The organism is Leptolyngbya sp. Heron Island J (genome assembly GCF_000482245.1).
GTDB lineage: Bacteria > Cyanobacteriota > Cyanobacteriia > Phormidesmidales > Phormidesmidaceae > Leptothoe.
In genome coordinates this window covers 122,936-141,866 of record NZ_AWNH01000060.1, presented here as the reverse complement: position 1 = coordinate 141,866, position 18,931 = coordinate 122,936, and the positions used below count along the sequence as shown (strand labels likewise).

The following is an 18,931-nucleotide window of genomic DNA, read 5'->3' as shown; positions in this document are numbered from 1 at the left end:
GTCAAGCGATACTTTTACAGCTAATCCTGAAGTGTGATTGCCACAGGGGACTAATCAATAGCACTCATAAGTCTGTTTACCCTGTCCATGCGATGTCAATATCAATGACCACCCAAAAACCTGTTGTCACTATCAGTGATTTTACAGCAGCAAAACAAAATCGACTTTTTGGACTGCTGAAACAGAGCCAGTTCAATGGGCAGTTACACTTAACTGCCAATAACAATCAGTGGACATTTGAATTCTACATGGGGCGCTTGTTGTATGTCACGGGTGGCAAACAGCCAATGCGTCGTTGGTATCGCTATGTAAAACACTTCTGTCCTGATCTTTACCTAGAAATTTCCAGTCTTCAAACAGAACTACAAAAACTGCATAAGCTCGACAGCAAGGAAAATCTATACTGTTGGGAATACAGGCTTTTGAGTTTTTGGTACGACCAACAAAAGATATCTCGCCAACAAATCAGCCAAATCATTGAAAATATCTTCATAGAAGTCTTTTTTGATATCAATCAAGCGCGCGGGGTAGTCTATCAAGTTCAAAACGACAATCAGCTGTCCAATCAGCTTTTATTAATCAACGCTGAGGCTATCATTCACAAGGCCAAAAAACTCTGGCAATCCTGGCTTGAAGCTAAACTAGGTGACCGCTCTCCTGATTTAGCTCCCATTATTCGTCATCCATTAGAACTCAAAAAATGGGTACCCGAGGCTTTATATCGCAACCTAACTATGATGCTGACAGGGCAACAAACTCTGAGAGATCTGAGTATTAAGATTAGTCGCGATACTGTATCTCTTTCAGCCTCCTTATTGCCATACATCCAACAGGGTGCGGTCGAACTTATTGAAATTGAGGACTTAGAGGCACCAGTCTTTTCATCCAAACCAGTAGAGCCATCGTCTACAGGTCCTTTAATTGCATGTATCGATGATAGCCCAGCTATTTGTCGAGCTCTTGAAAGAGTTCTAACAACAGCAGACTATCAAACTCAATGCATTCAAGATCCATTAAGAGCAATCGCTATTTTACTAGCTCGAAAGCCCGATCTTATTTTTTTAGATCTTGTTATGCCTGGGACTAATGGTTATGAGCTGTGTAGCCAACTACGAAAAATCTCCTGCTTTAAAGAAACACCTATCATAATTTTGACTGGCAACGATGGAGTTATTGACCGAGTTCGCGCCAGAATGGTAGGCGCATCCGCATTCTTGGGAAAACCCATCAATCCTCATCAAGTTTTATCTGTTGTTGAAAGACAACTCTCCAAACAAGGAATAGTTGAAATCTAGATACCCCCTTTAGATACTATGACGGTTATCACATTGCTTCGAACACAAATCACTAATCAAGCCTTACAGATGGGAATACTGCTAAGCAAGTGTTCTAAGCATTTGTTCAGGGGTAGCTCAAAGGTTTTTTTGTTTATTGGAATGGAGTAAATCCATGGGACTAGCACTAGTTGTTGATGATTCTAAAACGATTTTGGAGATGCTTGTTAAATGTCTAACTCACGACGGTTTGACAGTAATAACAGCAACTAACGGTGCCGATGCATTAGCACAGTTAACCACTCAAATACCTGACATCATTGTTTTGGATGTAGTATTGCCAGACCGTAGTGGATTTGAAATTTGTCGTGATCTTAAAGCTAAGGACGCAACCAGCGACATTCCTATCATTATCTGTTCTACGAAAGATACTGATATGGACAAATTTTGGGGCAAAAAACAGGGAGCCGACGCTTATCTGACAAAACCTATCGATCAAGAAGAGTTATCGAAAACAGTCCAACAATTAATCCATCGCTAGAGAAACTTAGTAGAGGTGATCAGTATGGCTGTCGGGCCGATAGGTTTGAACTAACACTAGAGAGATATAACCAATGATGCAATCACCTACACAGGTGTTATCTCAGCCAGCAGATAAGGTCCAGTACCTAAAGTTTCATGTACTGACCGACATCACAGCACTATTACCAGTAGCTGAATTGGCCGCAGCACTGAAAATTGAAGTAGCAAAAATCACAGCTATTCCTCACTTATCACCCTGGATCATCGGGGTTTACAACTGGCATGGTGAAGTTCTTTGGATTGTAGATATGGGGCATTTGCTAGGAGCCAAACCACTATATCAACAGGAAATACTACCAACATATTACAACACTTTATTACTAGAGCAATCATCGCCAGCAGTATCTGAGCAACGTCGTCTTGGTCTAGTAGTTCATCAAATAGAGGGCCTAGAGCTACTATCTCGCGACACCATTCAGTCGCTCTCTGCTGTATCTGAAGCATTAGTACCGTTTCTGCAAGGATATTGGCTAGGGGCTGCCGCTGAGATGTTGCTATTGCTTGATGGGTCAGCAATCTTTGACTATATGCCAACTTAATTTCCTAAACCATTTCATTATAAGAGTTCGAGGATCTTCCATGACGTTAAGCACATCCCAACATCCCGACAGTAATGGTAATGTTCCTAGCCAAGAAGCTGTTGCATTTCAATCTGATGAATTATCTGCTAGTTTAGCTCCCAACTCCCTCTCAGAGGCTGCAGTACAATTACCTTGGCAACATCAATCAAGCGTTCGCCAAGGTACACTCAAGACTTGGTGGCAGCGAATAGGCTTAAGGGCAAAAGCATCAGTCTTAGCAATGTTGTTAGGAACATTGCCAGTCGTTGGTGTAGGCGCAATTGCCTATAATGTTGCCAACCAAGGAACCTTAGAAAAGTTAGCAGAATTAGAACGAATACGTGCAAATGATCTACAGTCAGCTGTAGAACGTTTTATGCAAGATCGCTATTCAGATATCAATTTTTTAGCAAACTTAGAGCTCTTTATTGATCCTAAACTGCGGAATACAGTAACAGCTCAACAAAAGTCTGAGCTTTTAGATCAAATGATGCAAGCCTATAATGGCGTTTACAGTAGTATTGCGTTTTTTGATCTTCAAGGTAATCCGGTAGCACAGACATCTCAAGGTCAAAAGCTTTCTAATCACCTCCAACGTTCATATATTCAGGCTGCGAAGGTAGCCAATGGTGCTATTTTAAGTCAACCATCAATTTCTAAAACCTCAGGAGAATTTAGTATTTACTCAGCTTCTGTAGTCAAAGATAAAATGACTGGCCAACCAGTAGGATATGTCCGTGCACGTATTCCTGTAGAGGCGTTGAAAGCCACTCTCGATAACTTTGGAGACATCGAGAACGAGTTTTATCTGGCTAATGAGTCAGGGACTATATTTCTCTCTACCGAATCCGCATACACTATCCCTATAAATTCTGCAGGTCAACCCGTCGATATATCTGAATCTGTAGACATTCAGGTTTTAACCCTGGCAGATATTTTTCCGGATATTTCTGGTATTGTCCAAGGGGATAGTAGTCAAACTGTTAAAACAAAAAATACACTGACAGACAACTACGAAATTGCAGCATTTACACCTTTCATACATGTCGATGGATTACCTGATTTGAACTGGAGTGTAGTAAAATCAGTCGACTTGGCGTTGGTAGCGACAACTCAGCGACGATTGTTTTTTGCGATCGCACTAGGTACGTTGGCGGCTGCAGGTATAGCCACAGGTTTAGCAATTTGGGCAACTCGTCGCTTTACGCAGCCAATTTTGCAGGCCGCGAATATTGTGACTCAGATTGGTCAAGGAGATCTACACACACGTCTAGAAGTTACCGGCCAAGACGAAATTGCCCAACTCGGCAACAACATCAATCAAATGGCTGAACAGCTCAAACAGTTTAACAATGAGCAACAGACTACAGCTCAACAATCTAAGCTACTAGCGGCCGCAACTTCAATGAATGGCGACCCAGGCAGTGAGCATAATCAAGCGCAGCTAAATCTCTTTGTTGAGCAAGTCCGCACATTTCTACAAGCTGACCGTGTTGTCTTATATCGCATAGAAGGCGCTCAAGTAATAGGGCAGAATGAATCAATCACTATCAACCAAACCAGCGTTTTGGATGAAGCGGTGCCAACCTTACTTATTTCTCAAACAGAAATTGAGAACTATACCAATGGTCAATTATTAATTGCCGATGATATAGCCACTGCTGATTTAGTGGATAGTTTACGAAATCGATGGCAAACTCTCCAGGTAAAGTCTGCTTTAGTAGTACCGATCATGGGCCAAGGCCGCCTGTTTGGTTTGCTTACCATTCATCATGTTAAAAGTTTGCACATTTGGGCAGCCGCAGAAATCGGCTTTTGCACTCAACTAGGTCATCAACTGGGTGTTTTAATGACGGTGCAGCAGTTCTCTTCTCTAGCATCTGAACAGAAAGCTCTTAAAGAAAATCTGCAGAAACGTGCTTTAGAACTCATGCTAGAAGTCGATCCAGTAAGCCAGGGTGACTTAACTGTCAGAGCCCAGGTCACAGCTGATGAAATTGGCACAATCGCAGACTCGTATAATGCTACTATCGCCAGTCTGAAAAAAATTGTCGGCCAGGTTCAGCAAGCTTCACAACAGGTAACAACTACTGCCAACCAAAATGAATCCTCTGTTTTAGATCTATCCCAAGCAGCACAACAACAAACACAAGAAATTGCTGCTGCACTTGATCAACTAGCTCAAATGGTTACTTCTATTCGAGAAGTAGCTGCAAACACCGATCAAGCCAAAGCTATTGTAAAACAGACAACAGCAACAGTAACATCCAGTGATGAAGCTATGAACCGTACGGTGGAAGGTATTCTCGCAATTCGGGAAACAGTGGCCGCCACAGCTAAAAAAGTTAAGCGTTTAGGTGAATCATCCCAAAAAATCTCCGGTGTAGTAAACCTCATTAATGAATTTGCAGCTCAAACTAACCTGTTGGCTTTAAACGCATCAATTGAGGCAGCTCGTGCTGGGGAAGAAGGAAGAGGATTTGCCGTAGTAGCAGATGAAGTTCGGTCACTGGCACAACAATCAGCAGAAGCAACCACAGAAATTGAGAATCTAGTCGCTGAAATTCAAGCAGAAACCAATGATGTAGTGAAAGCAATGGAAATGGGAACTGAACAGGTAGTTGTAGGCACCCAGCTAGTAGACGAGACTCGGGAAAGCTTAAATAGTATTGCCCAAGTGACCACCGATATGAAAATCCTAGTCAACTCGATCAACCAGGCCACTCTTTCCCAGTCTGAGAATTCCGAAAGTGTTACTAAAGTGATGAAGGGTGTAGCCAATATTGCCCAGAAAACATCATCCAATGCTAATAAGGTCTCTACATCCTTTAAAGAACTCTTAGAAATCTCCCAGGCTCTCCAGGAAAGTGTGAGTCAATTTAAGGTGAGTTAAGTCAAAACCACAATGCTTGAATTCTTACCCTCAATGAACTGCAGGTTATGACCATCGATCCCGATATTCGCGATCAGGCCTATCATTTTTTTATTGAAGAAGCGTCTGAACTGCTAGACATCATTGAAACTGGACTGCTCAATCTACGCCCAGATGTTAGCGTACAAAAAGTGCATGAAATTATGCGAGCAGCCCACTCTATCAAAGGTGGAGCAGCCAGTGTAGAACTAAACACAATTAAGACAATTGCCCATCGATTGGAAGATTCTTTCAAGGCATTGTACAGCGACACTGTGGTGGTTGATTCAGACCTAGAGACGCTGCTGCTTCGTGCCTATGATTGCCTACGACATCCACTTCAATCTCAAATTGACACAGGTACGTTTAATGAGCAACAAACTTTAGTCGCATGCGAGAACATTTTTAACAAGTTAGAAAGCCGACTTGGCCCAGCCTTGAATACTACCGACAGTTTTATTCCGAGTGCTGCGGATCTGGGGATAGACATTGTAGCCTCAATTTTTGAAGTGGATGTGGCTGAAGTGATCGCAAATCTAAAGGACATATTAGCCAATCCTCAAAACTATAACTGTGGCCAAGAGCTACAATCTCAAATTGAAATATTAACCGGCTTTGCTGAACTTGTAGACATCCCGGAATTTATAGCAATTATAACCACAGCACAGACTGCAGCAAGTAGGCATGCTAGTCAGCCATTACCTGTGATTGAACAAGTGCTCTGTGACACAGACCGCGTTCGTACATCTGTCCTGACTGGCAACAAAAATATACTCGATGGTCCTTCAGAAGCTTTATTAGCATTGGCAAACAAGGAAGCAATTGGGTTGTTGGCCGAGTCGGACACTAGCGAGATTTACGGACAACTAGATGACTTTGATTTGTCTGATCTCAGTCTCGATATGCTGGAACAAGCAACCTACTCTGAAACAGAGGATTTTGCTCTTGCATCATCAGATAGTACGACTGAGCAGATCTCTACACTAGAGGATATTTGGTCGATAGAGGCAACCGAATTGCCTTCAGCAGAAAAATTAGAAAACGGTCTTAGTTCAGACCTAACACAGTCGGATATCGAAGCTTTAGCAGATGTTTGGGGTAATCCAACATCAGCAGTGACAGAATCAGAGGTTGAAGAAACAGATTTTAAAACTGTCATCGCAGATGGTTTACCAGAGGTCAGAATAGAGCTTGAGGCAAATTCAACCTCTCCCAATGCAGCACTATCAAGCAATCATCCTGATTACACTAACGCTCAAGATACAGAACAAGTTTTATCTTTCGATCAAGAGATTTTAGATCGCACTGAATCGGCGATACGTCTCATCGAGAACGTATACGACTCACTACCAGAACTAATTGAAGAGAAAAAACCGGTTCCTGATCAGAAACAGCACAAAAAGAATAGGAATCTACAAACTAAATCGAAGACACAATCTACACTATCTGCCAAAGTTGGACTAGCGCGTCTAGAGCATATGGACAACCTGGTAGGAGAGCTAGCCATTAACCGTAACAGCCTCTCACTACATAATCACCAATTTCAGCGTACAGTTCGTCGTCTGGGACAACGGTTCTCCTCATTTCGTGCCATTGTCAAACAGCTACAAAACATTTCTGATCAAATTTTGATCTCTCCCAACCAGCAGCTATCTAAAAGTACGACAGGTTCTACTCATACTACATTTGACTCCCTGGAAATGGATAGCTATGGCGAAATAAATTTATTGTTAGAGGGGGTACTAGAAGAGGTTTTTCAATTAGCAGAGTCCATTGATGATGTTGCTTTATTTGCAGGGCAATCAAACCAATTACTTGAGCGTCAGCGTCGTACGCTTACCCAGCTTCGTGATGAACTGATGTGGTCACGCATGGTTCCTTTAGATCGAGTATTAAAACGTTTTCCTCGAATCATACGGGAACTTTCAAATACCTATCAAAAGCCTGTTCAACTCAAGTTGACTGGCACAGGTGTTTTAGTTGATCGAGTTATGCTCGAAAAGCTCTATGATCCTCTCCTACATCTGTTACGCAATGCATTTGATCATGGTATTGAGCTGCCTGAGATCCGACGGTCTTTAGGCAAATCTGATCAAGGTACTATTGAAATTCGAGCCTATCACCAGGGCAACCATACTGTCATTGACATTGAAGATGATGGTCAAGGTATAGATATCAATAAGATTGTTCAGCGAGCTATTGAGAGGCAATTGCTTTCGTCAGAACAAATAGAAACTATGCCCAAACAGCGTCTTCAGCAGTTGATATTTGAGCCAGGTTTCTCAACAGTAGAAACAGTTAGCGAACTCTCAGGTCGTGGCGTAGGGCTTGATGTTGTTAAAGCGAGTTTACAAACATTTAACGGCAAGCTATCGCTAACAACGAATCAAGGACAAGGCACCTTATTTTCTCTTAAAATACCGCTTACTCTCACACTCACGAAATTAGTGGTTGGTAGTGTTGGTACTACGGCTATCGCACTTGCCTCTGACAGTATTGAGGAAATTCTAAGACCTGCTAATCACCAACTTAAACAATCTGGAGGAAAACGATTTCTCCATTGGCGATCGCAACTGATCCCAGTTTATGAATTAGATAAACTTTTAAGCTATCAATACCAGGCTCCAGAACATCTGCCCCAGGAACTACAAGCAAATCGAGCCATTAAAAATCAGCAGAAAACAATGCTCATTATTCAGCAAGGACAAGAAATGTTCGCGCTGAGTTTAGAACAAATTGTGACAGAGCAAGAATTAGTTATTAAGCCTATGGGTAAAGCCATTGCAGCACCGCCTTATATCAACGGCTGCACGGTATTAGCAGATGGCAGCTTAGTACCGGTTATTGATGGAGCTGCGCTGGTGCATTTTGATGCTGGACCATTGAAGCCCAGCCAACCTCAGCCGCACCGACACGCTCAAACGCTGATGATTGTTGATGATTCATCAGCACTACGACGGACCCTAGCTTTAACTTTACACAAAGCAGGCTATCAAGTACTGCAGGCGAAAGATGGTCGTGATGCATTAGATCAGCTACAGCGAGGAGCAATCCCAGAGTTGATTATCTGTGATGTGGAAATGCCTCGTTTAAATGGATTTGAATTTTTGAGTCAGCGTCGGGCTAATTCGGTATGGTCTCAGATTCCGACTGTGATGCTCACATCCCGTGGCAATCAAAAGCACCGAACGTTAGCTAAACATTTAGGGGCCACTGACTACTTTACTAAACCCTACATCGAAAAAGAATTTGTCAGCGCGATCGCAAATCTACTCCAACAACACCCATGAATATTAGAGCACCTGTCAACTCCCTAAATACCTTGAAGCTCATTGTCATGAGTCTAGGTCAGCTAACCCTTGCTTGTCGGATTGAGACAGTTTACAAAATTGTCAACCGTTCCCAAATCCACAGCAGCGGACTAGGCTACACAGGATTAACCCATATAGGCGAGCACACTGCTGTCGTCATTGACTTACATCGCAAGCTTTTCAATACCCCCCTAGCGGATGAGCCAGGATATTTTGTGCTGATAAAACCTCAAACAGGTGATCTATTAGCCATCCCAGTCATAACGTCCCCTAACCTGATGGACATTCAGCACAAACAGATTAGAGCCTTACCAGACCCCTATCGTCAATCTGACACCCTGAACATCGCCAGCCATGTAGCTGTTATCCCGCATAAAGATAAGCATCTCACAATATTTGTGATAGACGAAAATTCTTTAATCTAGGAGCCATCAGCCAATCAAGGATAGAGAACACAACACTCAGATGTTGTGAGCACTCAACCATTCAAGTACTAGTTCATTTACCACCTCCGGACGCTCATCATGGGGGCAGTGACCCGTGTCTGGAATAGAGTGAAAAGTGACGGATTGATTGGAGTCGTCAGCCATAGTTTGATAAAGCTTAGCTCCCTGAATCGGTGTCCAAGGGTCAGTTTCACCCCACAGCACCAATAGCGGATGCTGAATGTTAGGCAGTAACTGGCTAGGGCGCGGTCCCGGCGGTGCAGTCAAAATCGAAGCAAAAACTTTTTGAGCCCCGACATCACAGGAAGGACGATAAAGCATCTCTACTAATTCAGGGGTAATCGCATCACGATTGCCGTAAACTTGCTTTAGAGCACCGCGAATACGGAATCGCTGACGTACTTGATTAAAAATCAGCGGTCCCATAATTGGCATGCTCACTATTTTGCCAAACACTCCCATCACAACACTGAGGAGCCGAGGTAAGTCTTCGGGGCGATGATTAAGACTGCCAGCACAGTTCAGCAAAACTCCACCTCGCGCCATGTCAGGAGAGTTGGCTAAAGTCATCAGAGCCAGCAAACCGCCAATGGAGTTACCAATAAAGACTGTCGGCACCCGAATATGATGTTGCCAGAAGTCTCGTAGCAAACCTTCCCAAAGATCCAGTGAGTAATCCAGGGCTGGCTTTTCAGACCGCCCAAATCCTAATAGATCCAGCGCATAGACCCGATAGCCTGCCGCTGCTAAAACAGGAATATTGTTACGCCAATGTCCGATAGATGCTCCGAAACCATGGATCAGCAATAGAGGGGTACCATATCCCTCAACAGTGTAATGAATATCATAGCCTCGCCAATTCCAGGTCAAATCAGCTAAATTAACGGGTTTATTAATAATGGTCTGGCCAATCATGCCTGCAGATATGCACTACGTTGTTTGAGTTTTTCTTCATCATATAGGTTTGTGCTTTGGCTCGATTGTCGCAGTCCTGATTGCTCCAATAAAGTTGTCAACCATTGATTCGCCTCAGGTGGCAGGGGCGGAATCGGGGCGCGGTCATAATCGATTAAGGAACTGCAGGCAGACTCAATACAGACCTCATCAAGGGCACGTTTGAGATCAACAGTGCAATAGGCTTGGGCATCTGCATCCTCTTGAGAACAGTTTAAGGGGAGCATCAAGGGTGGAATTGGAGCATTGACTTGCCATGCATACAGATCTGCCTTAGGACGCTGATCACTACGGCTAACCAACACGCGATAATCAACATTACCAGGAGCATAGGCAGATATTGGTTCCCAGCCCCTCAATAAATCTATTTCAACAAAGTGGGTATCACTCCCAAAAATAGCTTCACAGCGTTGTTCATAACTTTCACGACCACGTCCAGGACGTTTTTTTTGAGGCGTCAGGACTTCGATAATGGTGACTGTCCTACCAATTTGACAGTCAACAATCTCGATGTAGTCTTCCTTGATAGTTTGAGGAACAGCAATATAGGTTGGAATTGGTTGTGAGGAGGAATCGGATGAACCGTTTGCTTTTGAACCGTTTGCTTTTGCAATATGATTGGGCTGCTCATGGGCCAGTTGCCCCACAACAAGGCTGTCTTCACCGCTAACACGATAGACGCGTTGACGTACAAGGACACTGTATCGTTCAGACACATCCTCTTGCAGCAGCCTGGCCAACGCGCTAATAAGTGGCGGATGAATTTCAGGCCAAAGGTCGGGATGTTCTAAATAAGGGTTCATGCCGGGAAACATATCAGGCATTAACTATCCTCTAAATAGTCGATAGCTGAGCGTAATGACGAATTCTCTAAACTAGGCTGCTGGCCCTGTTGCTAACCAAACTGCCTGGAACGAACCTCATGAAATTTTAGCAAGTAGCGATCGCAGTATCCACAAATTGTTCAAATTTACGAGCATTTTAGCGTAAGGCTCTGCGTACACACCTGCAAATACTTGACCAACATTAAAAATGAAGATTCGATAAAGCTACTGGCAATATAGTGGAGCGGAATCGCCGTAGACGGTTAAACATTTATGCGACCTGTAGGACTTCATAAACCCTTTTCATAGATCCCATCGACAAAACAGGATTTTAGCAAGCATCAGCAGATATTACTGGAAAAGTCAGGCTTTAGTTAGCTTTATAAGGAATTATGGAAATTTCAAATAATGGCTGGGTGGTAATCGCTGTAATGATAGGAATTTTGGGCATTGGTGGTGGTGCGATCGCAGTTTCTATTCTCCGACCTTTAGGCCAAAATATTCCCTTTACAACACCAATTACCGACTTATCTACCCCTATCGGTGGCGCAGCACGTCATCAATTTAACCAAGGGATATGGGCCTACCGAGAAAAAGCCTACAGCCGAGCTATTGAATGCTTCACAAAAGTCATTGACCATGAACCCACACTGGCTGAAGCCTTTCACAACCGTGCCCGTGCCCAAGCAAATTTAGCCAAAAAACAAGATGCCGCAGCTGATTTCGTCGCAGCTAGCGATATTTATACGCGTCAGGGTAGCCGCTCAGGGATCGACTGGGTTAAAACTGACCTAGATGTCTTAGCCAAACTCTAGACAAATCAAGCCTTGTGCTCAGCCGATGTGCTTGCAAATTCAAGCACTTGGTAACTTACAGTCAAATTTTGGGTATTCCTGTAAAAAGGATTTGAAGTTGTAGTGAACGCTGATTTGAGGCGATTGTTTAATTAGCAAACTTTGTTAAATTGCAGAAATACTACGGGTGTTTTATGGTCACAGCACCTTTAAGACGGCTAGCGATAATATCAAAGCACTGATTAAAGGATTGGTCTTTATAATTTGCGAACATGCTCGCAAAACTACGTCTACCTATCTAACGCTATGAACCACGTTCTAGCCTTAGCAACAAATGCAGACTACATATTAGTGCTTTACTAGTTCAAAAGTATTATGCGAATTTTAGTTACCGGTGGAGCCGGTTTCATTGGTTCTCATCTGATTGATCGTTTAATGGCAGATGATCATGAGGTTATCTGCCTGGATAATTTCTATACAGGCCGTAAGCAAAATGTTGTGCAGTGGTTGAATCACCCTCGTTTTGAGCTAATTCGTCACGATGTCACAGAGCCAATTCGTTTAGAAGTCGATCAGATTTATCATTTAGCCTGTCCTGCTTCACCGGTTCACTATCAGTACAACCCGGTAAAAACCATCAAAACTAATGTGATGGGCACACTCAATATGTTGGGACTGGCCAAGCGCGTCAAGGCTCGTTTTTTCCTGGCATCTACGTCTGAAGTTTACGGTGATCCTGAAGTTCATCCTCAGCCTGAAGAATACCGGGGTAGTGTTAACACTATTGGTATTCGCAGCTGTTACGACGAAGGTAAGCGAGTTGCTGAAACCCTCGCCTTTGATTACCATCGCCAAAATGACGTCGATATCCGCGTCGTCCGCATTTTTAATACCTACGGGCCTCGCATGCTAGAAAACGATGGTCGTGTGGTCAGCAACTTTATTGTGCAAGCATTACAGGGTGTTCCCCTGACTGTTTATGGTGATGGGTCTCAAACCCGGAGTTTCTGCTACGTTTCTGATTTAGTGGAAGGCTTTATCCGCTTGATGAATAGTGACTATATCGGACCTATGAACCTGGGTAACCCAGGTGAATACACCATCCTAGAGCTGGCTCAATCCGTTCAGAAGATGATTAACCCCGATGCTGAGCTGAAGTTTGAACCTTTACCTCAAGATGATCCACGCCGTCGTCAGCCTGACATTACCAAGGCTAAAGCTATGCTGGATTGGGAACCGACAGTCCCCCTCAAAGAAGGACTGGAGTTAACTATCGCTGACTTTAAAGCTCGTCTTGAAGCAGCGGGTAAACTGGCGGTACCAACAGTAGCAAAATCATCTTCTTAATGGATTGTGCTGAGGTCGCAGTTGAAACGCTTCTCTGAATTCTGACGTTGGTTCTCGGCACAGCAGTGCCGAGAACCCCTTGAACTTAGGAAACATAGTAATTTCCTGGGACTAGTTTCACCGGATTTATCTTTTAAGTAAGGAGTATTTATATGCGTGTTTGCGTTATTGGTACAGGCTATGTTGGCTTAGTAACGGGCGTATGCCTATCTCATATTGGTCACGATGTTATTTGCGTTGATAACAACGAGGAAAAAGTCAAGCTGATGCAGTCAGGGCAGTCCCCTATTTTTGAACCAGGGCTGTCTGAACTGATGCAATCCTCCATGGAAGCTAAGCGTCTTACATTTACAACTGACCTAGCAGCAGGTGTATCCCATGGTGATATTTTGTTTATCGCAGTGGGCACCCCTCCTTTACCAACAGGGGAAAGCGACACTCGCTATGTCGAGGCGGTTGCTCGGGGTATTGGTGAACACCTAGACGGCGGTTACAAGGTAATTGTCAACAAGTCTACAGTGCCCATTGGTTCGGGTGACTGGGTACGCATGATTGTCATGGATGGCATTGCTGAACGCCAGCAAGTCCCCGTAGGCGCAGGCGCACCAGCAAGCAAACCTGAAGCTCCCATGTTTGATGTCGTTAGCAATCCTGAGTTTCTCCGTGAGGGGTCAGCGGTTTATGACACCTTTAACCCTGATCGGATTGTTTTAGGTGGTAGCAATCCTAAGGCTATTGCCATGATGAAAGAGCTCTATGAGCCCATCGTTGAACGTAAGTTTGCTGAAGATCAAGCGGCCCCTCAAGTACCCATTTTGGTTACTGACCTCAGCTCAGCCGAAATGGTTAAGTATGCCTCTAATGCCTTTTTGGCAACGAAGATTAGCTTTATCAATGAGGTGGCAAATATTTGCGATCGTGTCGGTGCTGATGTCGTCCAAGTTGCCCAGGGTATTGGCCTTGATTCCCGCATTGGTAACAAGTTTCTGCAAGCAGGCATTGGCTGGGGCGGTTCTTGTTTTCCCAAGGACGTATCGGCGCTCTTGCATACCGCTGATGACTACGGCTACGAAGCTCAGCTCCTCAGAGCAACCATTGACGTCAATACACGGCAGCGACTGCTTTCCCTTGAGAAGCTGCAGCAGGCACTAAAAATCCTCAAAGGTAAAACTATTGGCCTGCTGGGTCTCACCTTCAAGCCCGACACAGACGACATGCGCGATGCACCATCTTTGATCTTAATTGAGCACTTGAATCGTCTCGGTGCAAAGGTTAAGGCCTATGACCCAATCGTGTCCCAAAGCGGCATGCGTAATGGCATGACCGGTGTGATTGTAGAAACTGATGTTGAGCGTCTGGCCGATGGTTGCGATGCGTTGGTATTAGTAACCGACTGGAAACAGTTTAAGGATTTAGACTACGGTAAGATGGCTGGACTCATGAACACCCCCAACTTGATTGATGGCCGCAACTTCCTAGACCGCAAGGCATTGGAAGACAGTGGCTTTACTTATATTGGGGTAGGTCATTAGAAAACGGCGCGGCACAACTTCGCCGTCATTTTTTTTTGCGTAGCTGAGAAATTGAAAAAAGGGACGTTGGTTCAACGCCCCTTTTTTTGTTTGTCGAGGGAAATGCTTGAAGTAGAAAAGCTTTAGGACTCTAAATTGTCCTGATAAAAATTGCCCTGATGAACCCTTCATATGCGATGCTAAGAAATCACCCCCCTGTAGTTCAGCCCCTAGAATCGGGTGAAGCCCAACGATCGAGAGCCCGTTTTCCTCCCCAGCGAGCAACGATCTCATCATCATAGTCGTCGGCAAGACGGACGACCGTAGTGACGGAATGCTTCAGTTCGATGCGATCGCATGTGGAGCCTACCAGACTGTGCTCAAAGACAATATCGTCTTCACTATCTAGGGCAAAACGACCAAACAAAATATTGTCATTTGCCCGCAATAAGTAGTAAGTCAGCTCTGAGGTCGCATCCACATCCGTGACCACATAGGAACGAGTCGTAATCAACGCCTCATTTTCTCCCCAAGGCACTACACGAGTAGACGCTACTGCAGACCCAATCGTAATAATAAAGAGGGGCTCATCTTCAAAGGCTACTGTCGCCTCCCCAAATAGCTCATCCATCCAGGGAGCAATACGATCGTAGCAAGTTTTCTGAGCTGAACTTTGAAAATCCATGGAGTAGCAGCAAGATTCACAACTTGGGGAGATGTTGAGCATCATCCAGACAACATTCTCTCACCTATGTTTTCCTGCGTAAAAGTTTCTCGATAATGTCGCTGCAGCCCAGCCCAGACTAAACTGATAGAGCCTGCAATATTAGGTAAAGAACCGTACGTTGACTAATTTGTCTGATTTACCATCAGAGCTATCCTCCGATAACCTGGCAGAGTTTGACCAGATTGCGGCCGAGCTTTATTACGGGCAGGCTCAAGCTAGTTTGAAACAGGTCATTGAACACCTGGACTTAACCCCTCGAGAACGCGAGGGGTTACAGCCTGAAATTGACAACTTACTTGGTCTGCAACAGAAGCTAGAGCAGGGAACGTTACACCTGGCTGTCTTTGGGATGGTGGGTCGGGGTAAGTCATCGTTACTAAACGCTTTAGTTGGTCAACCAATTTTTATCACAGGTCCCCTTCATGGCGTCACCCAGGATATCGCCAGTGTCGGCTGGCAAGTTCCTGACAACAGCTCAATTCAACGGGTCGCCCTGGCTGATGCCACTGGCAAAACCAGGGCTCAAGTTGAGCTAATTGATACCCCCGGCATTGATGAAGTTGGTGGCGAACAAAGTCAGCTCCTGGCAGAACGCGTAGCCCAGCAAAGCGATTTAATCTTATTTGTCATTGCAGCTGATTTAACTCAGGTAGAATATGACGCTCTGAGCTGGTTACGCCAGGTAGGTAAACCTATTTTGCTCGTCCTCAACAAAGCTGATCAGTATTCTCCAGATGAACAAGCATTACTAATAGAAAAAATTCAACAGCGAGTGGCTCCCCTGAGCATTTTGTCAGAGGATATTGTGTTGGCAGCGGCTGCACCGCTCAGCAGCACCGTTATACAAAAGGCCGATGGCACTCGGCAGCGTCGACGGACCCGAGGGACACCGGATATTCAGGCGCTCAAACTTAAAATCTTAGATGTACTAGCACGGGAAGGGAAAGCGCTGATTGCGCTGAATACCTTGTTGTACACAGATGATGTGCAAGCCAAACTCGTCGCACGCAAGTTAGAAATTCGTCAGCGGCGTGCTGATGATCTAATCTGGCAAACTGCGCTGACTAAAGCGATCGCAGTGGCAATTAATCCGGTATTACTAGCTGATGTCTTTGGCGGAGTCACAGTAGACCTAGGCTTAGTGGTCAGTCTATCCAGACTATATGGACTACCTATGACTCAGCAGGAGTCACTCAAGCTTTTAAAGACAATTGCGATCGCAACCGGCAGCCTTTCTGTTAGCGAATTGTTGATCACCCTGGGACTTAGTTCTTTAAAGGGCATTTTGGGAGCTGCTGGCCTAGCAACAGGAGGTCTTAGCCTGGCACCTTATTTTTCTGTTGCCCTTACCCAAGCAACTGTGGCCGGTTTTGCCACAATTGCCATCGGCCAGGTTACCAGGACTTACTTGGTAAATGGAGCTAGCTGGGGAGACCAGAGCCCCAAAGCAGCTATCGCTCAAATTATCGATAACTTAGACGAGGCTTCTATCATGGCTCGCCTTAAGCATGAACTACAGCAGAAACTCAGACGAGGATAGTTTTGTTTCAATGTGTAAGTATTTGATAATACTTACCTGGTTCAAACCTGATTTTTGTCACTTAGTTTCAGGAAAATACACGTATTGACAGACTGTCTTGAGCTGATGCTCCTCTACCGATAGACTATACCGGTTAACTATTTATCGGTAAGTTAATTGCCAGTAAATGGTCTCCAAGGAGCTCGTGTAATCATTAACGTTTTCCTTACAACAAGTCCTTTCAGCGATTGCCCATGCATCGGTTTACTGTCGAAGTTATTTCTCAAACACCAAATCCTCAGCAGACCATTTATGCTGCCATGCACCAAGACTATGCGGAAGGATTTGTGTGGAATGAGCGGCACGACTGGCCATCTGAAGAAAAATGCGGCGAACTGGTAATTCGCAACTTGCTCAGGGGTGGACGAGGACACTATGGCCCCTTGGAACATCCGCAGATTGTACTAAATTGCGGTTGGTTACCCCACTCTACAATGCAGCAGATACGCACCCACCGGGTGGGCATTTCCTTTGATGTTCAGTCTTTTCGCTACACAGGTTCCCGTATTTTGGATGTTGTAGCCGGTAAACGCACTGTTGAAGAAGTATTTTATCTACGACCGGTTGGAGACTATAGCGATCGGCAAGGCAAAAAGTACACCTATACTGAGGACCTTCGTCAGCAAGATATTGCTTGGTGCTTAGCAGCCTGTGAGCGATATAAAACTCGTATTGAACAAGGCTTTTCTGAAGAACATGCCCGAGGACTGATTCCCTTTGATGTCCGCCAGCACTGGGTCATGTCTGCCAATGTTCGTTCGCTAATGCATTTACTAGATTTGCGTTGGAAAGCAGATGCACAACTGGAAGCACAAAAGTTGTGCGAGGTGATTTGGCCCCATTTTCAGACGTGGGTACCTGCGATCGCAAACTGGTATGAAAGCAATCGCCTCAAGAAAGCACGCCTTGCCCCCTGAGATGTAATCTAAGCCATTTAGCTTATCTTGCAATTCATTAACTTGGATATAGTAGTTCCCAACTTTGATAATCCATCCTAAGAACCCTTTCAATACCTTGCACTCAACTTCGATTTTCAACCGCACCCCATAGACTGAAGGTGCTGAAATAGGTTTGCTGGGTAACGGCATATGAACAGTTCTGACAATTACATACTATTGCTGGGTCAGAACTGTGGAGCAGACATGATGGTCCAATCGCTTTCGAATCAGGTTGAAGGCTCTATTTTTGTCGCCCACTCTGCAGATCAAGCTGTGGCTCGCATCGAACAAAGTATTCCTTACCTAGTTATCCTCTCAGGCACCCATCACAACTGGTCACCTGCCTTTGTAGATCGACTAAGAGAAACCGTTAAACCCTTGGGTACAACTATCGTTGCCCTGACAGAATCCCATGAGCCCAGCTGGCCTCTTCAAGAAGAACATCCAGGCATTGATGGCTTTTTAGTTGAGCCTATTAGCAATGAGGTCTTACACCTACTAGTTAAATCGGCTGTTGCCAAAACTATTCTTTAGAGCTCCCACGACTATAGATCGAGCAAAGACTGCTTAGAGTGCTGCAAGATCGTCAGTCGCACTACACTTAGGATCTCATCCCTTGTCGTTGGTTAGCCATCTAGCAAAAGGTCAGGATGCGCATTTTATCTAGTACAGCTAGAACTGATAGGGTTTTGCCAATTAAATCCAATTAAATAAAGAGGCTTTGCCGATTCGAACTATGATTTCACCTGTACAGTCTGGCCCAATTGAACTACTTTCAGACCGATTTATCCTCCTCTAAATCAGCAACGGCAAAAAAGATATGGAACAGTTCTAGTTCCTTAATATCTATGACAGCTAAATCATTTAAATCACAGCAAATCAAACACTTTAAATTCTGGCTAGAGGAAGATTTGCAAGATGGGATGCAGTATCAGTATGCTCTCTTTCAACGCATACAGACCTCAGACTACAGCCAACGTAAAGAGCTCTATCAACACGCTAATCAACTAGCTCAAAAAGGGGCAGACATCTTAGTAACCTATGAAGATAAGGACTGTCACCTATGGCTTAATCTTAAACACAAGTCATTAGAAATGCAGCTCTGATAATTTTCAAGCATGTAAGAACTAATGTTCCTAATTACAGCCGCTTTAGTAGAAATATCAACATTCG

16 protein-coding genes are annotated in these 18,931 nt (G+C 44.4%); 13 read left to right on the top strand and 3 right to left on the bottom strand.

Annotation, left to right across the window (positions count from 1 at the left end):
- The first annotated feature begins 104 nt into the window (after positions 1-104).
- The 6 genes from N836_RS56870 (at position 105) to N836_RS56845 (ending at position 9,063) form a co-directional block, all read left to right on the top strand.
- Positions 105-1,295 (top strand): response regulator, encoded by a 1,191-nt coding sequence (locus tag N836_RS56870; RefSeq protein WP_023073782.1) that lies wholly within the window; start codon positions 105-107, stop codon positions 1,293-1,295.
- 154 nt (positions 1,296-1,449) lie between these two features.
- Positions 1,450-1,815 (top strand): response regulator transcription factor, encoded by a 366-nt coding sequence (locus N836_RS56865; protein WP_023073781.1) that lies wholly within the window; start codon positions 1,450-1,452, stop codon positions 1,813-1,815.
- Positions 1,816-1,888: 73 nt separating this feature from the next.
- Complete coding sequence (locus N836_RS56860) at positions 1,889-2,395, top strand: chemotaxis protein CheW (protein WP_023073780.1); 507 nt, start codon at positions 1,889-1,891, stop codon at positions 2,393-2,395.
- Positions 2,396-2,435: 40 nt separating this feature from the next.
- On the top strand, positions 2,436-5,309 hold the full coding sequence (locus N836_RS56855; RefSeq protein ID WP_023073779.1) for a methyl-accepting chemotaxis protein: 2,874 nt from the start codon (positions 2,436-2,438) through the stop codon (positions 5,307-5,309).
- Positions 5,310-5,356: 47 nt separating this feature from the next.
- On the top strand, positions 5,357-8,617 hold the full coding sequence (locus tag N836_RS56850; protein WP_023073778.1) for a hybrid sensor histidine kinase/response regulator: 3,261 nt from the start codon (positions 5,357-5,359) through the stop codon (positions 8,615-8,617).
- Positions 8,614-9,063: a chemotaxis protein gene (locus tag N836_RS56845; protein ID WP_023073777.1), complete on the top strand. Its 450-nt coding sequence runs from the start codon at positions 8,614-8,616 to the stop codon at positions 9,061-9,063. Before N836_RS56850 ends, N836_RS56845 begins: the two co-directional genes overlap by 4 nt.
- 36 nt (positions 9,064-9,099) lie before the next feature.
- Here the strand turns inward: N836_RS56845 and N836_RS56840 are convergent, their stop codons facing one another.
- Together N836_RS56840 and N836_RS56835 are read right to left on the bottom strand one after the other, a co-directional pair.
- Entirely contained in the window at positions 9,100-9,999 is a 900-nt protein-coding gene (locus N836_RS56840) for an alpha/beta fold hydrolase (RefSeq protein ID WP_023073776.1), read from the bottom strand.
- Positions 9,996-10,862, bottom strand: coding sequence for a DUF4058 family protein (locus tag N836_RS56835; protein ID WP_023073775.1), 867 nt, complete (start codon positions 10,860-10,862; stop codon positions 9,996-9,998). Before N836_RS56835 ends, N836_RS56840 begins: the two co-directional genes overlap by 4 nt.
- A 392-nt stretch (positions 10,863-11,254) precedes the next feature.
- On the opposite strand from N836_RS56835, the gene N836_RS73500 reads away from it, so the two are divergent.
- The 3 genes from N836_RS73500 (at position 11,255) to N836_RS56825 (ending at position 14,535) form a co-directional block, all read left to right on the top strand.
- Positions 11,255-11,677 (top strand): tetratricopeptide tpr-1 repeat-containing protein, encoded by a 423-nt coding sequence (locus tag N836_RS73500; protein WP_023073774.1) that lies wholly within the window; start codon positions 11,255-11,257, stop codon positions 11,675-11,677.
- 354 nt (positions 11,678-12,031) lie between these two features.
- Complete coding sequence (locus tag N836_RS56830; protein WP_023073773.1) at positions 12,032-13,003, top strand: UDP-glucuronic acid decarboxylase family protein; 972 nt, start codon at positions 12,032-12,034, stop codon at positions 13,001-13,003.
- A 152-nt stretch (positions 13,004-13,155) separates the two neighbouring features.
- Positions 13,156-14,535 carry a UDP-glucose dehydrogenase family protein gene (locus N836_RS56825; protein ID WP_023073772.1) on the top strand — a complete coding sequence of 460 codons (1,380 nt, stop codon included), beginning with the start codon at positions 13,156-13,158 and terminating at the stop codon, positions 14,533-14,535.
- Between the two features lie 202 nt (positions 14,536-14,737).
- Here the strand turns inward: N836_RS56825 and N836_RS56820 are convergent, their stop codons facing one another.
- Entirely contained in the window at positions 14,738-15,199 is a 462-nt protein-coding gene (locus tag N836_RS56820; RefSeq protein ID WP_023073771.1) for a T3SS (YopN, CesT) and YbjN peptide-binding chaperone 1, read from the bottom strand.
- 160 nt (positions 15,200-15,359) lie between these two features.
- Here N836_RS56820 and N836_RS56815 point away from each other — a divergent pair, with 160 nt between their 5' ends.
- The 4 genes from N836_RS56815 (at position 15,360) to N836_RS56800 (ending at position 18,864) form a co-directional block, all read left to right on the top strand.
- Positions 15,360-16,781: a GTP-binding protein gene (locus N836_RS56815; RefSeq protein ID WP_031293158.1), complete on the top strand. Its 1,422-nt coding sequence runs from the start codon at positions 15,360-15,362 to the stop codon at positions 16,779-16,781.
- 233 nt (positions 16,782-17,014) lie between these two features.
- On the top strand, positions 17,015-17,737 hold the full coding sequence (gene thyX / locus N836_RS56810; RefSeq protein WP_023073769.1) for an FAD-dependent thymidylate synthase: 723 nt from the start codon (positions 17,015-17,017) through the stop codon (positions 17,735-17,737).
- A gap of 225 nt (positions 17,738-17,962) precedes the next feature.
- The gene (locus N836_RS56805) at positions 17,963-18,292 is read left to right on the top strand and encodes a hypothetical protein (RefSeq protein WP_152532180.1); all 330 of its coding nucleotides are present in this window, start codon (positions 17,963-17,965) and stop codon (positions 18,290-18,292) included.
- A gap of 314 nt (positions 18,293-18,606) precedes the next feature.
- On the top strand, positions 18,607-18,864 hold the full coding sequence (locus N836_RS56800; RefSeq protein ID WP_023073767.1) for a hypothetical protein: 258 nt from the start codon (positions 18,607-18,609) through the stop codon (positions 18,862-18,864).
- The last annotated feature ends 67 nt before the right edge of the window (positions 18,865-18,931 follow it).